The 16291-nt window shown below is 67.9% G+C and carries 7 protein-coding genes; 2 read left to right on the top strand and 5 right to left on the bottom strand.

Features of this window, described 5'->3' with window-relative positions; all coding sequences use genetic code 11:
• Window positions 1–15: 15 nt before the first annotated feature.
• The 5 genes from OG474_RS31255 to OG474_RS31235 all read right to left on the bottom strand — a co-directional run bounded on the left by OG474_RS31255 (window position 16) and on the right by OG474_RS31235 (window position 12126).
• Window positions 16–5853, bottom strand: coding sequence for a phospholipase A2 (locus OG474_RS31255; protein WP_405057188.1), 5838 nt, complete (start codon window positions 5851–5853; stop codon window positions 16–18).
• An 11-nt stretch (window positions 5854–5864) separates the two neighbouring features.
• Window positions 5865–9710, bottom strand: a complete 3846-nt coding sequence (locus OG474_RS31250; RefSeq protein ID WP_405057187.1) for a LamG domain-containing protein — start codon at window positions 9708–9710, stop codon at window positions 5865–5867.
• A 237-nt stretch (window positions 9711–9947) separates the two neighbouring features.
• Window positions 9948–10358, bottom strand: a complete 411-nt coding sequence (ndk, locus tag OG474_RS31245) for a nucleoside-diphosphate kinase (protein WP_405057186.1) — start codon at window positions 10356–10358, stop codon at window positions 9948–9950.
• A 2-nt stretch (window positions 10359–10360) separates the two neighbouring features.
• Entirely contained in the window at window positions 10361–10720 is a 360-nt protein-coding gene (locus OG474_RS31240; RefSeq protein WP_405057185.1) for a DUF4233 domain-containing protein, read from the bottom strand.
• Entirely contained in the window at window positions 10717–12126 is a 1410-nt protein-coding gene (locus OG474_RS31235) for a bifunctional folylpolyglutamate synthase/dihydrofolate synthase (protein WP_405057184.1), read from the bottom strand. Before OG474_RS31235 ends, OG474_RS31240 begins: the two co-directional genes overlap by 4 nt.
• A gap of 72 nt (window positions 12127–12198) precedes the next feature.
• Between OG474_RS31235 and valS the strand changes: the two genes are divergently transcribed.
• Window positions 12199–14739, top strand: coding sequence for a valine--tRNA ligase (gene valS, locus OG474_RS31230; RefSeq protein ID WP_405057183.1), 2541 nt, complete (start codon window positions 12199–12201; stop codon window positions 14737–14739).
• 141 nt (window positions 14740–14880) lie between these two features.
• Window positions 14881–16032 (top strand): hypothetical protein, encoded by a 1152-nt coding sequence (locus tag OG474_RS31225; protein ID WP_405057182.1) that lies wholly within the window; start codon window positions 14881–14883, stop codon window positions 16030–16032.
• Window positions 16033–16291: the final 259 nt, after the last annotated feature.

The raw sequence follows: 16291 nt of genomic DNA, 5'->3' as shown, positions 1-16291 counted from the left end.
ACCGCCCGCCGTGGGTCACTCGAACAGCAGGTCGCTCAGGCCGACCAGGTTGTCGGCCACGGTGACCGCCACCTTCATCGGCCCGCCGTACTGCCGCTCGACGATCTTGCCGAGCCCCTCGCACGGGTCGTCCCAGCAGCTCGCCGCCCGGACACCGGTGTGGTAGATCTGCGGCGCGAACACCCCGATCGCGGGCTGCCCCTTCTTCCCGATCACCGGGCCGACGACCGCCAGGCCGGTGTCCCGCTTCGCGTCGGCGTAGAACATGTCGTCGATCCGCTTGCGTTCCTTGTCGTTGTGCATCCCGACCGACTCGTTGTTGCGGTAGCCGAAGTCGTGCCGCCGGCAGGCCGCTTCGAGCTGCAGGTTCGGTACCTGACTGCAACCGTCGGAGTCCCAGACGAACTTGTACCGCGCCCACTCGGGATCGTCCTGGTGCGCCCGGGCGTACCGGAACAGCGCCGCCGCCTCCGGAGTGTCCGCCGTGAGCTTCTGGTACATCTTCTTGCGCTGCTTCGGCGTCGCCAGCGGGATCTTGCGCGGTTTGAGCGCCTTCTTCTTCGGCCAGCCGCACTTGCCCTTCCAGCAGTAGTCACCCTTGCGGTAGTTGCTGCGCTTCTTCCCGCCCGGCTTGTAGACCCCCGAGTCGACCCACTTGCCGGAGTCACCCTCGAAGAACCGCAGACCGTCGGGGTCACTGAACGTGGCCGGACTGTTGTTCCCGTAGGCGTAGGCGTTCAGCTGCTGCGGGTCGGCCGGGTCGATCACCGGGTCGACCGACAGGAACTTGCCCAGCGCGGGGTCGTACTCCCGGGCGCCGAGCCGGGTCAGCCCAGTCTCCGGGTTGGGTGCGCCGCCCACGAAGGCGCGGTCTCCCCCGGTCCAACCGGTCGACGAGCCCCGCGGTACGCCGAACGGATCGAGCAGCCGCGTGGTGATGGACAGGGTGGCCGCGTCCAGCGCCGCCTGTGCGGTGCCGTAGCGGTCTTCCACGGTCCAGCTGAAGCCACCGCCGGTACGAACGCCCAGCCCGGCGTAGTAGCGCGTCCCCTTGAGGACCGTGCCCGTCAGCTTCAGTTCACCGGACCCCACGAACAGCGTGGTCGAACCACTGTCGCGACGGATCAGCGGCTGCCCGTCGGCGTCGTACACGTAACTGCTGCCACCAGCGGAGCTCAGTAGGCCCTCGTCGCTCCAGACGAGCGGCTGCGGCTTGCCGTCCGGACCGGTCCGGCTGACGGTGTTCCCGGCCTCGTCGTACTGGTACGACGAGACTGTCGATCCCGCGGTCACCGACTGCACCGCGTGAGGCAGGTCGCTGCCGGGTTGGCCGTAGCCGTAACTGCTGACCTTGTCTGCTGCCCCGCCAAGTCCCTTGGTGGTGATCTTGGTGCGGTTGCCGGTCGCGTCGTACGCATACTGCTGCCAGTACGGCGCTGGGCCGCCGATCCGAGCGACGTCCGGCGCACCGGCACAGTCGTCGGTGGCTGTCCAGGCGGCCGTCGTACGGCGCAGGTGGTCGTAGCTGAAGCACTGCGTGTCCAGCGTGCGCCCCTGGAGCTGGTCGCCGATCTTCGTGACGTTTCCGGCCGGGTCGTAGCTGTACGTCTGATTGGCGGCCAGAACGTTGCCCTGCGAATCCCGCTGCGTCTTGACCTGACTCAGCCGGCTGGTGCCCGGGTCGTAGAACGAGGTCCGCCACAGCGTCTTCTCGATCGGGCCGAGCACTGTCTGGGCGACCTCCCCCAATCCGGTGTACTTGGTGTCGTTCACGTAGTTCAGAGCACCGGTGACCTTGTCCAGCTGTCCGGAGTTCTCGTATGAGTAGTTGAGCGTCTCCGCGGGCAGATCGCCCAGCTTGGGCAGGCCGGTCGACCAGGGGCTGCCGTCGTCGGCATAGGTCTGGCTGCTGGTGTAGGTGCCCGCGAGCCTGCCCTCGTTCGCCGGAACGACCAACTGCTCCCCCGTGGAACGCCCTGCCTCGTCGTAGCCCGTGATCGACCGGACGTATCCGTTCTGACCGACGTACCGGGTCGAGGAGGTCAGCTGTCCCTTGGCGAGAGTGTCGTAGACGGACTTGGTCAGCAGCGGACCGGTGGCCGAACCGCTGTGCGTCTCGAGCTTGCGTCCGAGGTCGTCGTAGCTCGTCGTCACGGTCTTGCCGCGCGCATCCGTCGTACCGAGCACCTGGCCGGCGTCGTCGTACGTCATGGTCGCGATGCCCTTGTCCGGGTCGTCCACCTGGACGCGCCGCCCGAGCAGGTCGTACTCGTAGCGCCACACGTTGCCCGCGGCGTCCTTGATCGACGCCATGTCGCCGCGCTTCGTGTAGCTGTACGTCGTCGTGTCGGCCGGCGTACTGGTGGTCCGGCCCTGGTACTGCAGCCGGGAGGTCGTCTGACCGCGCGCGTCGGTGACGGTCGTGGTCAGTGTGCCGCCGGCCGGCGGCAGCACAGTCACCCGGTCGCCGCCGTACGTCGTGGTCGTCCGCCACTTGTCGACGTTGTACTCGACGTGCACCTCGGCGGTCTGGCGCTCCGCACCGTCGAAGCCGATCACAGTCGCGTTCGGCACCTCGCCGTTCGCGGCCGTCGCCAGCGTCGTACCGGGTGTGGTCGTGGGGTCGTAGAACGGCGATCGCTTGTAGAACACGAGCCCGCGGCTGTTGGTGAACTCGTCGGTCAGGATCCGGCCGCCGAGCGGGCTCGACGCCTGGGTCTGCCGAAGTCGCAGGAAGCCGTCGAACAGCTGGTACGACGGGACCTGGTTGCCGTTCGCCTTCAGAGTGAGCGTCTTGACCCACGTCGGCCCACCGACCTTGCGGACGCCGTACTCGAACTGCACATGCGGCGACTCCTGGTTCGCACTGGAACGACCGGGCTGCCAGACCGCGGTCAGACGTCCCAGTGCGTCGTACGTGGCCGAGGTGACCTGGCTGTCGGCGTCACTGCTCGTCAGTGGCTTCCCGAGCCGCGGATCGACCGTCTGCTTGGTGACGTGCCCCAACGCATTGGTCTTTGTGAACGCCGTGGTCAGGCCGTTGACATCGGTGTACGCCGCGGTCGTGGGGCGGTTCAGCGCGTCCTTGACCTGCAGCGAGCGGCCGTAGTCGTCGTACGTCGTCGTGGTCTGCGTCAGGTACGTCGGTGTGCTGCCGCTGTACGACTTGGCGACCTCCACCTTGGTCTCGTTGCCGTTGCCGTCGTACGACGAGACCGAGTCCTCGACCGCATCGGCAGGATACGAAGGGGTCACCCCGCAGGCCACACCGACCGTGCGCACCCGCTCGGGCAGGTCCAGCACCCCCTTGTCCGCGATCGAGATGTACGTCTTCGTCGTACACCGGTCGTCCGTCGCGGTGGCCGTATCGCCGACGTCGTTGACCTCGACCTCGTTGCCGTACCCGTCGTACCTGGTCTGCACCTCAGTGGTCCGGAAGCCGCCGGCCGCGAGCGCTGTCCTGCTCACCAGCCGCGCCTCCTCGACCTGATAGGCCTCGTACGGCGCTTGTTGCGCGGTACGGCGCGACCACGGGTCGTGAATCTCCGTACTGATCACCGGACCGTCGACCCCGTTGTAGGTGATCTCCTCGCGGAGTGATCCGGCGTACTGCTTCGCATCCGGAGCGACCGCGCCGGTGGAGTCGGTGAGGTTGCCGCCCAGACCGCGGTAGTACTGATAGCGGGTCGCCGACCGCGGACTGGTCGGTTCCTGGGTCGTATCGCCCTTGGTGACCAGCACCTTCTCGTAGCCCCGCCACTCCGTCCAACTGCGGAACTTCGGGTCGGCGAGCGGGTTGTCGTCGTACGCCCAGGCGGCATCGCCTTCGTAGGTGTAGGTGGTGCGAGTGTCGTAGTTGGTGGTGACGGTGTCGTCCTCGGTGATCTCACCGACCACGTACTTGTGAAACCAGTCGTTGCGAGGCTCGACCTCGGGCGCCATCACCCAGCGGACCGGGAAGCACCGCTTGCCGTTGCTCGACGGAGCGGGCAGGGTCGTGGGCGTGCAGTTCGCGGCGGCGTACGTCACGTTCACCCGGCCGCCGGACTCGTTGGTGACACTGACGATCCGGGGCCGGTTGAGGGCCGGCAGACCGTCCGGGTCGGAGTCGACCCGGTTAGGCTTCATTTCGTAGCCGAAGGTGACCGGCGGCAGGCTGACGGGAGTGTCGGCCGCCAGTCCCGTCCGGGTGATCGAGTCCAGCCACAGTGGTGCGGCTGTCGCGTCCCCTGGGGCCGGATAGCTCTGCGCGAGATCCCACTGGTCGACATGGGCCCAGTTGTTGCCACCTGTGGATACCTGGGTGTTGATCTTGGCCAAGCGCTTGGTCGACCAGAAGCTGGGCGAGAGTTCGTCCTTGCAGTCGGCCTGCGCGCAGTCGGTGTCCCAAGGGACGTCCGGCCAGCTCTTGGCGTCGTGCACCGCGCAGTTCTGGCCCGCCACGCACCGGTCGGCGGTGGTGAAGACGACGCGGGCCGCTGCCTGGGCGTACGCGTTGCCGTCCCGCAGGCCGTACTCGATGCGCTTGAGCGTCGCGCCGCGTGCGTACGAGGCGACACTCGCACCGAGGTTCGCGCCGTACTTCCCGGTCTCGACGTCGTAGTAGTAGCTCATGGCGTTGCCGTTGCGGTCCACGACGTAGTCCACGTTCCACCGGTACGCCTGCTGGCAGACACTCGCCGCGAACGTCGGCTTGTTGCAGGGCTCGCCGGTGTCGTTGCCGTAGACCGGGACCCCCAGCGTGGAGTTCGTCGTCGTCCCCCCGCTGGTCCACCCCGGAAGCCTGGTCAGGCCGAAGTAGTAGCGCGTCCCGTCGGGTGTGGTGATCTTCCAGTACTCACCGTTGTCGTCGTCGTTGATACCGGCACTACGCAGGATGTGCTCGACCTTGGTGCCGTCGTCGCTCTCCGGACGCCAGGTCCCGTTCTCGAACACCAGATGGCCGGACCGCTCCCCCAGCGACATGACCGCGTTCTCGGTCTCCCAGCACAGGTCACCGGTCTTGGTCTTGCCGTTGTTGCCGTCGAGGTCGTCGGCACAGGGCTTGTAGGACCGCTCGATGAAGCCACCGCCCAGGTCCCAGCCCTCACCGATCCATGAGGTCTGGTTGTTGGTCGCCACGGTGCGTCCGTCGACGCTCTGCGACGAGTACGACGCGGCCAGGTCGGGCTCGAGTCCGCCGGGCACCTTGGGCATCGCGAAGTTGTAGCCCCAGGAGAACCCGCCGCTGGCGGTCGCGACCTGCCAACTGCCTGAGGACGACAGTGAGGTCGCCTTGTAGGTGCCGGCCGAACCGCTCGGGGCCGCCGCGACGGTGAAGCTACTTGACGCAGCATTCACCGGTACGTCGGCGTACAGCTTGCCGGCCTTGGTGTCGTTGCGCTGGTTCTGTGCGCCGTTCACCTGGAGCCGGGACGCCCAGTCACCGCCGAAGGAGTCCCGGAAGGCGGAGTAGTCGACTGCGACCCGCACTGTGCCCTTGGCCGACTTGCCGTCGGTCCGGCGGACCTGGAACGTCAACTGGTCCTTGTTCCGCGGCTGCAGCTCGACCCGGACCTTGGCCGGTGCTGCCGAGTCGCTCTTGACCACGCTGATCGGGAACTGACTGGCCGCCTTGCCTACAGCTAGCTCTGCGGCACCGGCGGCCGGCCAGGCTGTGCGCATGGCCGCGGCCTGAGGTGCGGGCTTCGTCGGTACTGACTCCGGAGTGAAGGCTTTCGTCTTCACAGTTGGCGTGGTCGGTAGTGCCGGTGTGACCGGCGCAGGTGTTCTCTCGGGTACGCCGGCTGCCTCAGCCGGTGCCGTCAGTGATAGGGCGACTATGCCCACAACGGCTGCGAATGCTTTGTTCATCGCAGTGTCCTTCAGAGGTTGGCGGCGGTGAAGCCGAGGGAGCGGTCCAGGGTCTGGCCTTCACAGCCGGGGTCACGGGAGTCGAACAGGTCTCCCCAGGACGCCCGACAGCGGAACAGCTCGGTGCGACCGGTGCCTGCGTCGGTCCAGCCGTAGCCGAGGGTTCCGACCACGGTCTTGCCCTCACAGCCGGCGTCGTTCGACGTGAACGCGTCCGCGCCGTCGCGGCACTGCATCCAGGCCGTCGTACCGGCTAGCTGACGCATTGCCAGGTAGCCGAGCGACCCTTCGGCCCGTTGCGTGGCTGCCAACCGGCCGGTGCCGCTGATGTGGTCGTACGGGTGGTTCGTGGCGTTCGTACGGATCAGCGCGGAGTAGGCGCGCACGTAGCCGAGGCGGAACTCCATGGCCGCGCCCTGGACTCCGTCACAGCCTGCGTCGTTCGAGGCGAAGTGGGCGACCATGCTGATGTAGCACCGGTAGACCGGGACCGTCTCGATGCCGGCCGGTGGCGTGTCCCAGAACTGCCCGACGCTGTTCAGCACCGTGTGACCGGCACACGTCGCGTCGAGGAAGTAGTCGGTCGCCCCGTTGCGGCACGCATAGATGGTCTTGGTGTTCGCGGTTCCGGCCGGAGCAGGCACGCCGAGACTCTTCTGGAAGTGCGAGCTGTCCGGCACCGGGCCGTTCGTGACCATCCGGAACCCGCTGGTGTCCATGAAGTACGACAGCTGACCGGAGTACGCCGTCTTGCGCTCGGTCGGCCGGTTGGTGAGGTCGTCCCGGATCTGTCCGAGCGTCCGCACACCGGTCCAGACGTGAACGTCGTCGAGTTCGCCGGTGAAGGTATCGACGACCTGACCCGCCTTGCGGCCTGCTCCGACCTGCAGCGCCCCAGTTGCGTTCCATTTGGCCTGCGCCGACACATTGCCGCCGACCGGCTGGTTGTCGACATACAGCCGGATCTCACCGGCTGCCTGGTCGTAGACACCGACCAGCTGGGTCCAGGCATTCGCAGTCGGTGCCGCCGAGTCGCGGACGACCACCGGGACATCGCCGGCCCCGTCGACCTGCGAGAGGCTGAAGTACCAGCGCCGCGCGGGCCCGTCGTACCCGAGCTGGAAGCCGCTGATCTGCTGACCGTCCTGGCTCAGCACGGTCCGGCTCACTCCGTCGACGGTGTCGAGCTTGACCCGTGCGCTGACTGTGAAGCTGCTGTCCGTCCGCACTACCGCGTTCGGACCGGTGATCCTGGTCTTGCTAGCGGCCGCACCTAGCCGGTAGTTGCCAGAAGCATCGTTCACCTGGACGGTGCCGGCGGGCTCGTCGAGTGGCCAGAACAGCTCCTCGACGGCCGGTTTGCCTGCCAGGTCGTCGATCTCACCGGCGGAGAGCACCCGGTTGTACACCTGCACGTCGTCGAGTGTGCCGAGCCAGTTGTCGACACCAGCGGCCTGGTACTGCGCGCGGCCGAGCTGGGTGGCACCGGTCGCCTTCCACGGGTTCGGGTGGCTCGCGGCGCTGCCTTCGACACCGTCCACGTACAGCTTCACCTGCTTGGTGGAGTCGTCGAAGACACCGGTCAGATGCGTCCAGCGCCCGGCCACCGCGGGTCCGGTGGACTCGGCCACGTGCCGCGCCGCCGCGTCGGCGTCGCTGTCCGGCATCATGAAGTTCCACTTCTTGCTGTCCGGGTTGTACTGCAGGAAGAACCCGCTCAACCGCGTGCCGTTCTGGCTGACCGCCGTGCGATAGACGGTGCCGGCCTGGTCGAGCTTCACCCACGCGGCCACCGTGAACGACTTCGCGGTGTCGACGGCCGCCGTACCGGATGCCGCGACGTAGGCAGCGGCGGTACCGTCCAGCGAAAGCGCGTCACCCCTGCGACCGCTGGTCCACTTGCTCGCCGGTGCGGCCGGGCGGACGCCGTTCCGGTCGCCTGCCGCGTCGTCGTAGACCGCCGTGTCGGCACCTTCACCGTCCAGCCGCCAGGCCGCGGTGGGTGCCGCGCCCGCTCCGACGAAGAACTCGTAGACCTTCGCCGTCGCGGAGACGTTGCGGGCGCGGTCCACGGCCCGGACAGTCAGGTACTGCGGCCCGCGGTCCGGCGGAGTCACCAGTACGTGCGCCAGGCCGTCGGAGCCGACCGCAGCGTACCGGTTCTCGAAGGCTCCGAGCAGGGAGTACTGGAAGCCTGCGACGTCGGTGTCACCGCCGGTCTTGAACGCGAACCCACCGGTGAAGCCCACACCGCCGCTCGCCGTGCAGTCCGGCTTGCACTCGGTGTAGGTCGGGGACGTCACCTCAGGGGCGGCCTGTGGGGCGGTCCGGTCGACCGTCAGGTCGCAGTACCCGCTCCAGGCCGAGGTGTCCTGGTCGTCCGAGGTATAGACGTGGAACGAGAGCTTGCTGCCGTCAGCGGCGTGCTGTGGCGCGACCTCGGCGCCGAAGGTCGTCCCCGAGGCGAACAACGCAGTGGTCGAGCCACCGAGCACGTTCTGCCGGGCACGGTCGGTCCACTCGAAGCGAGTGCGGATCAGACCGGGGTCCTCGTCGGTGGCGGTCGCGAACAGGCGCGGGCCACGGGTGGGACTCTGGTCCGCGCTGACGGCCGGGTTCACGAAGATCTCCTGGCCCTGGCAGGGCTGGTTCTCAACAGTCAACCCGGTCGGGACACCGGGCCGCGTGTTGTACGTGACCGAGAGCGTCGGGGCCACACCGAACTTCTTCCAGGCGTACTGGTCGTTCTCATCGGTCGCGGACAGGGCGATCGTCGCCCAGCCCCACCAGGAGTTGACGGCGTCGTTGACAGCCGTCGCGGCCGGCCAGCCGAGCCAGATGTCCTTGCACTGCGGTGCCATCACGTCGCCGAGGTTCGCGCCCAGACCAGGCTTGTTGCCCCAGTTCGTCGTGGGCTCCACCGGAGAGGTGCTGGACGCACGGACCGGGCGCTGCTTGGAACAGTCCGGGACGTGATCCAGGAATGCGTTGAAACGAGCGCCCTTGATGATCTTCTGCCCACCCAGCAGGCCACGGACGTCGAACCGGAAGTACGTGCGGGCGATCCCGATGTTGTTGCACCCGCCGCTGAGCGTGTAGCAGTTGCCGACCTTGCCGATCTTGTCCGGGTCGGCGCCGCCGTTCCAGTACTCGGTATCCGCCTTGCCGGACAGCACCATGGCCCAGCCATAGAGTGGACCGGCCGTGTCGGGGTCCAGGTAGACCGGGTACTTGGTCGTAGCGCTGGTGAGCAACTGCTGGTCGGGAGTGACCGTCAGAGTCGCGCCCGTCAGTTTCGAGGTGCCTACCGCGCGCTTGTCGCCGGAGTCCCACATCTGCGGCGAGCTCGCCGTGTACACCAGCTTGCCGTCGGCGTCGTACGCACCGAAGCTGCCCACCTGCTTGTCCCGCAGCAACAGCCCGTCAGAACTCAGGCCCAGCTGCAGAGTGCGCAGTTGCTTCGCAGCGTTCGCGTTGTGAATCACGAAGACCTTGGCGAACCCCTGCGTCTTCGCAGTCAGCTGCAGGTCGACACCCGGAAACACATCCCGGTACGTCGCCGTGCTGCCCTGCAGGTCCGGCGTGGGTAGCGCCTTCACCCAGCTGTAGGACATCTGCCGACCGGGCGCGCCCAGAAGCACCATGGCCCGGTGACCACCACCGGAGAACGTGGTGGGGACAGTGGTCGCCCGGGGACCGACAGTCCCATCAGCACGACGTTCCAGCGTCGTGTCGATCGGCGTCCACCCCGCACCCCGCCGTACCCGGATCGGCTCGGTGTGGAACGTCTCCGTGAACGTACCGTCCGGATTGGCCACCACATCGCTGGTAGCGGTCTGTGCGGACGGCACCGGCACCGCCGTCCCCGTCTGCCGAGCAGTGTCGCTAGCTGACGGGGACGGTGGAGCGGCTGTCGCTTGGCTGGGTACCAACAGGGCCAGCGTGCTCGCGAGAAGCACAGCTGGCCGGAAAACGGCAGGCAGCGGTGACAAAGGGTCCCTCCCTGGGCAGAAGGGGGTGCGAGACCACCCCCGCAGGGAGAATGCGGCCCACTGCTTTCAAGCCGCTGTCAGCTTCGGACAGCGAGCACTCGGCTACGGCAGGTCGGGGAACCAGATCTTGGTCTCGCGCTCGGCGGACTCCGGGGAGTCGGAGCCGTGGACGAGGTTCTCGCGGTTGGACAGGGAGAAGTCGCCGCGGATGGTGCCGGGGGCGGCCTTGCGGCCGTCGGTGGCGCCGTTGAGGGCGCGGACGACCTCGATCGCCTCGTCGCCTTCGAGGACCAGGGCGACGAGCGGGCCGCTGGTGACGAACTCGCGCAGCGGCGGGTAGAAGTCGCGCTCGACGTGCTCGGCGTAGTGCTGGTCGGCCGTCTCACCGTCGATGGTGCGGAACTCCATCGCGACGATCGACAGCCCCTTGGCCTCGAACCGGCCGAGGACCTCGCCGACCAGCCCGCGGCGTACCGTGTCGGGCTTCAGCAGGACCAGGGTGCGCTGCGACATCTTTAACTCTCTCTCGAAGAAGGCGGGGCGGCAGAGCTTACCTGCTGGGCAGCTTTGGCCTCCTCGATGCGGCGGCCGAGGACGATCGCCGCGATCCAGAAGGCCGCGAAGGCCAGGCCCAGCACGAACATGACGGGTACGACGAAGCCCAGGCCGACGGCGCCGACCTGGACGGCGGAGCCGAGGATGTAGCCGGTCTGGTTACGCAGCAGGCCGGCCGACAGGATCGCCAGTACGGCGAGGCCCAGGCAGACCGGGAGCGCGACGGCCGGGCGGACGTCGGCGACCGAGATCATCACCGGGGTGACGAGCGCGAGCAGCAACGCCTCGAAGGCGAGGACGATCGACGCCAGTGATCTCATTCGTCGTCACCGGGCTCGGGATCGGCAGCGTCGGAGTAACCGGGCAGCGGATCGGCCTCTTTGGGCTTGCGGACGAGCAAGGTCCGGGCCTCGCCGGCGGTGACGACCGAGCCGGTGACGAGGACGCCGCCCGATCCCATCGCGATCGAACCCTCCTCGGCCAGCCGGATGGCGTCGTCGATGGCGTCGATCAGGTGCGGGCGGACCAGCACGCGGTCCTCGCCGAAGATCTCGATCGCCAGCTCACCGAGCTCCTCGGCCGGCATCGACCGCTCCAGGAAGCTGTTCCGGGTGCAGATCACGGTCTCCATGATCGGCTCGTACGCCTCGAGCAGGCCGTAGACGTCCTTGTCCTTCATACAGCCCAGTACGCCGATCAGCGGCTGGAAGGCGAAGGCCTCGGACACCGCCGCGACGGTCGCCTGAGCACCGTGCGGGTTGTGCGCGGCGTCGACGAGGATCGTCGGGCTGGTCCGGACGACCTCCAGCCGGCCGGGGCTGGTGACCTCGGCGAACCCGGCCTGCAGCAGCTCGGTGGTGACACGTCCTTCGGACTCCTCGCTGGCCCCGAACAACGCCTCGACGGCCGCGACCGCGGTGGAGGCGTTGTGCGCCTGGTACTCACCGTGCAGCGGAAGGAAGATGTCGTCGTACTCGCCGCCGATGCCCTTCAGCGAGATCAGCTGACCGCCGACCGCGACCGAGCGGCTGACGACACCGAACTCGAGCCCCTCGCGGATGATCGACGCGCCGACCTGGGCCGCGCGGCCCATCAGCACCTCGAGGACGTCCATGCTCTGCTGCGACACCACCGCCGTACCGCCGGTCTTGATGATGCCGGACTTGTCGCGGGCGATCGTGACCGGATCCGCGCCCAGGATGTGCGCGTGGTCGACCGCCACCGGGGTGATCACCGAGACCGTCCCGTCGGCGACGTTCGTCGAGTCCCAGGTCCCGCCGAGGCCGACCTCGATGATCGCCACGTCGACCGGGGCGTCGGCGAAGACCGCGAACGCCATCCCGGTGATCACCTCGAAGAACGAGAGCGGGTGCTCCTGCTCGGAGTCGACCACGTCGAGGTAGGGCTCCAGCTCGACGTACGTCTCGACGAAACGCTCCTCGCTGATCGGTTCGCCGTTCAGCGTGATGCGCTCCCGGACCGACTCCAGGTGCGGGCTGGTGAACCGCCCGGTCCGGAGCCCGGCCTCCTGCAGCAGGGAGTCGATCATCCGGGCCGTGGAGGTCTTGCCGTTGGTCCCGGTCAGGTGCACGACCGGGTACGACTTCTGCGGATCGCCGAGCAACTCGACGAGCCGCTGGACCCGGTCCAGCGTGGGGTCGATCTTCTGCTCCGGCCAACGGGCCTGGAGCCGTGCCGATACCTCGGCGTAGGAGAGGTCGCTCATCAGACCCTCAGTCTAGTGAGGCTGTGGATAAACCGTTCGGAGCACCCCTTGACAACCACTAGGATTGTGAGCATGAGCCAGACGTCCCGCGTTCCAGACAAGCCCAGCCTCGACGGCCTCGAGGAGAAGTGGGCTGCCGTATGGAAGGAGCAGCAGACCTACGCCTTCGACCGCACCGCGGAGCGCGCCGATGTCTACTCCATCGACACGCCGCCGCCGACGGTCTCGGGGTCGCTGCACGTCGGGCACATCTTCAGTTACACCCACACCGACCTGATCGCGCGCTTCCAGCGGATGCGCGGGAAGTCCGTCTTCTACCCGATCGGGTGGGACGACAACGGCCTGCCGACCGAGCGCCGCGTCCAGAACTACTACGGCGTCAAATGCGACCCCTCGCTGCCGTACGACCCGGATTTCACCCCGCCGGAGAAGCCGGACGCGAAGAAGCAGATCCCGATCTCGCGGCAGAACTTCGTCGACCTGTGCGGTCAGCTCACGCATATCGACGAGCAGGCGTTCGAGGCGATGTGGCGACGGGTCGGGCTGAGCGTCGACTGGTCCTACCTCTACACGACCATCTCCGAGGACTCCCGCCGTACGTCGCAGCGCGCGTTCCTGCGCAACTTCGCCCGCGGCGAGGCGTATCTGTCCGAGGCGCCGACGCTCTGGGACGTCACCTTCCAGACCGCGGTCGCGCAGGCCGAGCTCGAGCCCCGGCCGTATCCGGGTGCCTACCACCGGATCTCGTTCCACGGTGCCGACGGCCCGGTCTACATCGAGACGACCCGGCCGGAGCTCCTGCCGGCCTGTGTCGCGCTGATCGCCCACCCCGACGACGACCGCTACAAGAACCTGTTCGGTACGACGGTCCGCTCGCCGCTGTTCGACGTCGAGATCCCGGTCCTGGCGCACCCGGCCGCCGAGATGGACAAGGGCGCCGGCATCGCGATGTGCTGCACCTTCGGCGACCAGACGGACATCACGTGGTGGCGTGAGCTGCAGCTGCCGGTCCGCACGGTCATCGGTCGGGACGGGCGCATCCTGCGGGAGACCCCGGAGTGGCTGACCGGCTCGGAGCTGTACGAAGAGCTGGCCGGCAAGACCACGTTCAGCGCGCGCGAGCTGATCGTCCAGAAGCTGCGCGACAGCGGCGACCTGGACGGCGAGCCGAAGAAGACCGAGCGGATGGCGAACTTCTTCGAGAAGGGCGACAAGCCGCTCGAGATCGTCTCCACCCGGCAGTGGTACATCACCAACGGTGGCCGGAGCGCCGACCTCAAGGCCGAGTTCCTGGAGCGCGGCAACGAGCTGGCCTGGGTCCCGGAGCACATGAAGCACCGGTACATGAACTGGGTCGACGGGCTGAACGGCGACTGGCTGGTCTCCCGGCAGCGCTTCTTCGGCGTCCCGTTCCCGGTCTGGTATCCGATCGACGCAGATGGCGAGGTCGACTACGACCACCCGCTGATGCCGGCCGAGGCCGAGCTGCCGATCGACCCGACCTCCCAGGCACCGCGTGGGTTCGACGAGTCCCAGCGCGGCAAGCCGGGTGGGTTCGAGGCCGACCCGGATGTGATGGACACCTGGGCGACGTCGTCGCTGACCCCGCACATCGCGTGCGGTTGGGAGCGCGACGACGACCTGTTCCAGCGGACCTTCCCGATGGACCTGAACACGCACGCCCACGAGATCATCCGCACCTGGCTGTTCTCCCGCGTCGTCCGGGCCGTCTTCGAGAACGGCACGCTGCCCTGGGCCCGCTCGATGATCTCCGGATTCGTCGTCGACCCGGACCGCAAGAAGATGGCCAAGTCCAAGGGCAACGCGATCATCCCGGACGAGATCCTGACGAAGTTCGGGACCGACGCGGTCCGCTGGCGGGCCGCGATGGCCCGGCCGGGGATGGACTCGCCGTTCGACGAGTCGCAGATGAAGGTCGGCCGGCGGCTGGCGATCAAGGTTCTGAACGCTTCGAAGTTCGTGCTCTCGTTCGGTGCGACCACGGTTGATGCGGCCGCGGTCACCGAAGCGGTCGACCTGGCGATGCTGCAGCGGCTGCGGTCGGTCGTCGCCGATGCGACGGCTGCCTTCGAGCGGTACGACTACACCGGTGCGCTGGAGGTTTCCGAGCGGTTCTTCTGGACCTTCTGCGACGACTACGTCGAGCTGGTCAAGGAGCGCGCGTACGGCGGTCAGGGTGAGCCTGCTGCTGCCTCGGCCAAGGCTGCGCTCGCGGTGGCGTTGTCCGTCCAGCTTCGGCTGCTCGCGCCGTACCTGCCGTTCGCGACCGAAGAGGTCTGGTCGTGGTGGCAGGAGGGTTCGATCCACAAGGCTTCCTGGCCGACGGCTGCGGCCGACCTGACTGTTGCCGAGCAGGAGGCCGAGGTCCTGGACGCGGTCTCCGAGGTTCTGGCGGGCATTCGCGGTGCGAAGTCCGCGGCGCAGGTCTCGATGAAGACCGAGGTCAGCAAGGTCGAGGTCAGCGGACCCGCCGCTCGTCTCGCCCTCGCCGAGCGCGCCGAGCCGGATCTGCGCGCAGCCGGCCGGATCACCGGTGAGATCGTCTGGAACGCCGAGGAGACCGACGCGGTCAGCGTCGTCGCCACCCTCTGATGTGCTCGTCGTAGTGCCCGTCACCCCGCTCGGGGAGGCGGGCACTACGCGTTTGAATCGAACGACTACGCTGCGGAACCAGGCTTGTCCGATGTGCGACCATCGGCCTCGACCCCCGTGTCAGCACCAAGGAGCCCCCGCATGAGCAACCCCACCCCGAGCGACCCCGCCTCCCCGGAGTCCCCGGAGTCCGGTGCGCAAACCCCCGCTCCCCCGGCCGCCGGCGCCGAGCCAGCAGCTCCCAAGCCCGCAGCCGACGCGACCACCACCCCGAGCACCGAGCCTGCGGCTCCGAAGCCCTCAGCCGACGCTTCCCCGAAGACAGAGCAGCCCGCCGAAACGGCAACCCCAGACGCGAAGCCGACCACCCCGGCTTCCCCGGCTTCCCCGGCTTCCGAGAAGCCTCACGACGTCGCGATCCCCACCGCCCCGGACGGACCAACTGCGGCAAGCGAGACGACCGAGGACAAGGCAGCGACTCCGACCGCGCCGACGACTCCCGCAGCGGAGAAGTCGGCCGACGGGGAGAAGGCGGCTGCTGCCGGCCGGGGTGCGGCTGCTGGGAGCTCCAAGGACGCGGCGAAGATGACACGTGCGGAGAAGAAGGCCGCGAAGAAGGATGCTGCGGATCAGAAGAAGGCGGCCAAAGGATCGATCTCGATCGTCGTCGATCGGAGCTTGCCGCCGGGGACCGTGGTTGTCGAGTCGTCCGAGGGCACGACAGTCCATTCGGTGGAGGGTCAGCCGGCCGACGGGGAGAAGAAGGTCGGGTTCTGGCGGCGCGGTCCGTTCGTGACTGTGGCTGGGGCCGTTGTGGTGCTGGTGATCCTCGGGTTGCTCGGGTACGTGTGGGGTCTGGGCCCGTTGAACCGGTTGAACACAGCTCGCGGAATCACCCCGCCAGCGAAGCTGGCCGGGCTCGACCGGATCACCGACGCGGACATTCGCGGCCAACTGCAGCTCGACCAGACCCGGCAGGCGCTGAGCCGGATCAACAACGGCAAGCAGGCGACGGTCGAGGCGTACGGGAATCTCGACGGCGACCGGCTGTTCGTGGTGATCGCATTGCGCGGCAAGGTCGACATCGCGAAGACCGTCGCGGACTCGGGCGCCTCACCGGACAAGATCAAGAAGGTCGGCCAGGCAACCTGCGTCGAGACCACCGGCAACCTGCCCACCCAGTGCTACCGCGGCTCCAACACCCTCACTGTTATCGCCCAGTCCGCCAACGAAGGCATCACCGTCGACCAGGTAGCCCCGGTCGCCGTAGAAGCCTTCCACGCAATGAAGTAACACCCGTCTACTTTGGGTCGGCGCGGATGCGGCCGACAACGTCCGCGGCTGGTTGGCGCTGCGGCCGATGAACTGAAAGATGGGTGGCTGGGGCAGTCTCTGGCTGGGCCGGATGGTGCAGCCGGTGATCGCGGTGCCCCGGCCGACGACTACGCGACCTGGCCGAGCCTTCCCTTCGCCCGTTGCTTGAGCTTCCGGGCTTCTGTTGCTGCCGGCGACGAGGAGGCCTGTTGAGTGGCCCGTTCGCGGTGGTTTTGGC

The organism is Kribbella sp. NBC_01505 (assembly GCF_045040285.1).
Taxonomy (GTDB): Bacteria; Actinomycetota; Actinomycetes; order Propionibacteriales; family Kribbellaceae; genus Kribbella.
The sequence above is the reverse complement of the archived record's forward strand: the minus strand, read 5'-3'. Positions and strand labels throughout refer to the sequence as shown.

Coding starts and splice junctions, on each gene's coding strand:
- ndk (WP_405057186.1), bottom strand. CDS start 10,358: ATGTCGCAGCGCACCCTGGTCCTGCTGAAGCCCGACACGGTACGCCGC.
- OG474_RS31240 (WP_405057185.1), bottom strand. CDS start 10,720: ATGAGATCACTGGCGTCGATCGTCCTCGCCTTCGAGGCGTTGCTGCTC.
- OG474_RS31225 (WP_405057182.1), top strand. CDS start 14,881: ATGAGCAACCCCACCCCGAGCGACCCCGCCTCCCCGGAGTCCCCGGAG.
- OG474_RS31235 (WP_405057184.1), bottom strand. CDS start 12,126: ATGAGCGACCTCTCCTACGCCGAGGTATCGGCACGGCTCCAGGCCCGT.
- OG474_RS31255 (WP_405057188.1), bottom strand. CDS start 5,853: ATGAACAAAGCATTCGCAGCCGTTGTGGGCATAGTCGCCCTATCACTG.
- valS (WP_405057183.1), top strand. CDS start 12,199: ATGAGCCAGACGTCCCGCGTTCCAGACAAGCCCAGCCTCGACGGCCTC.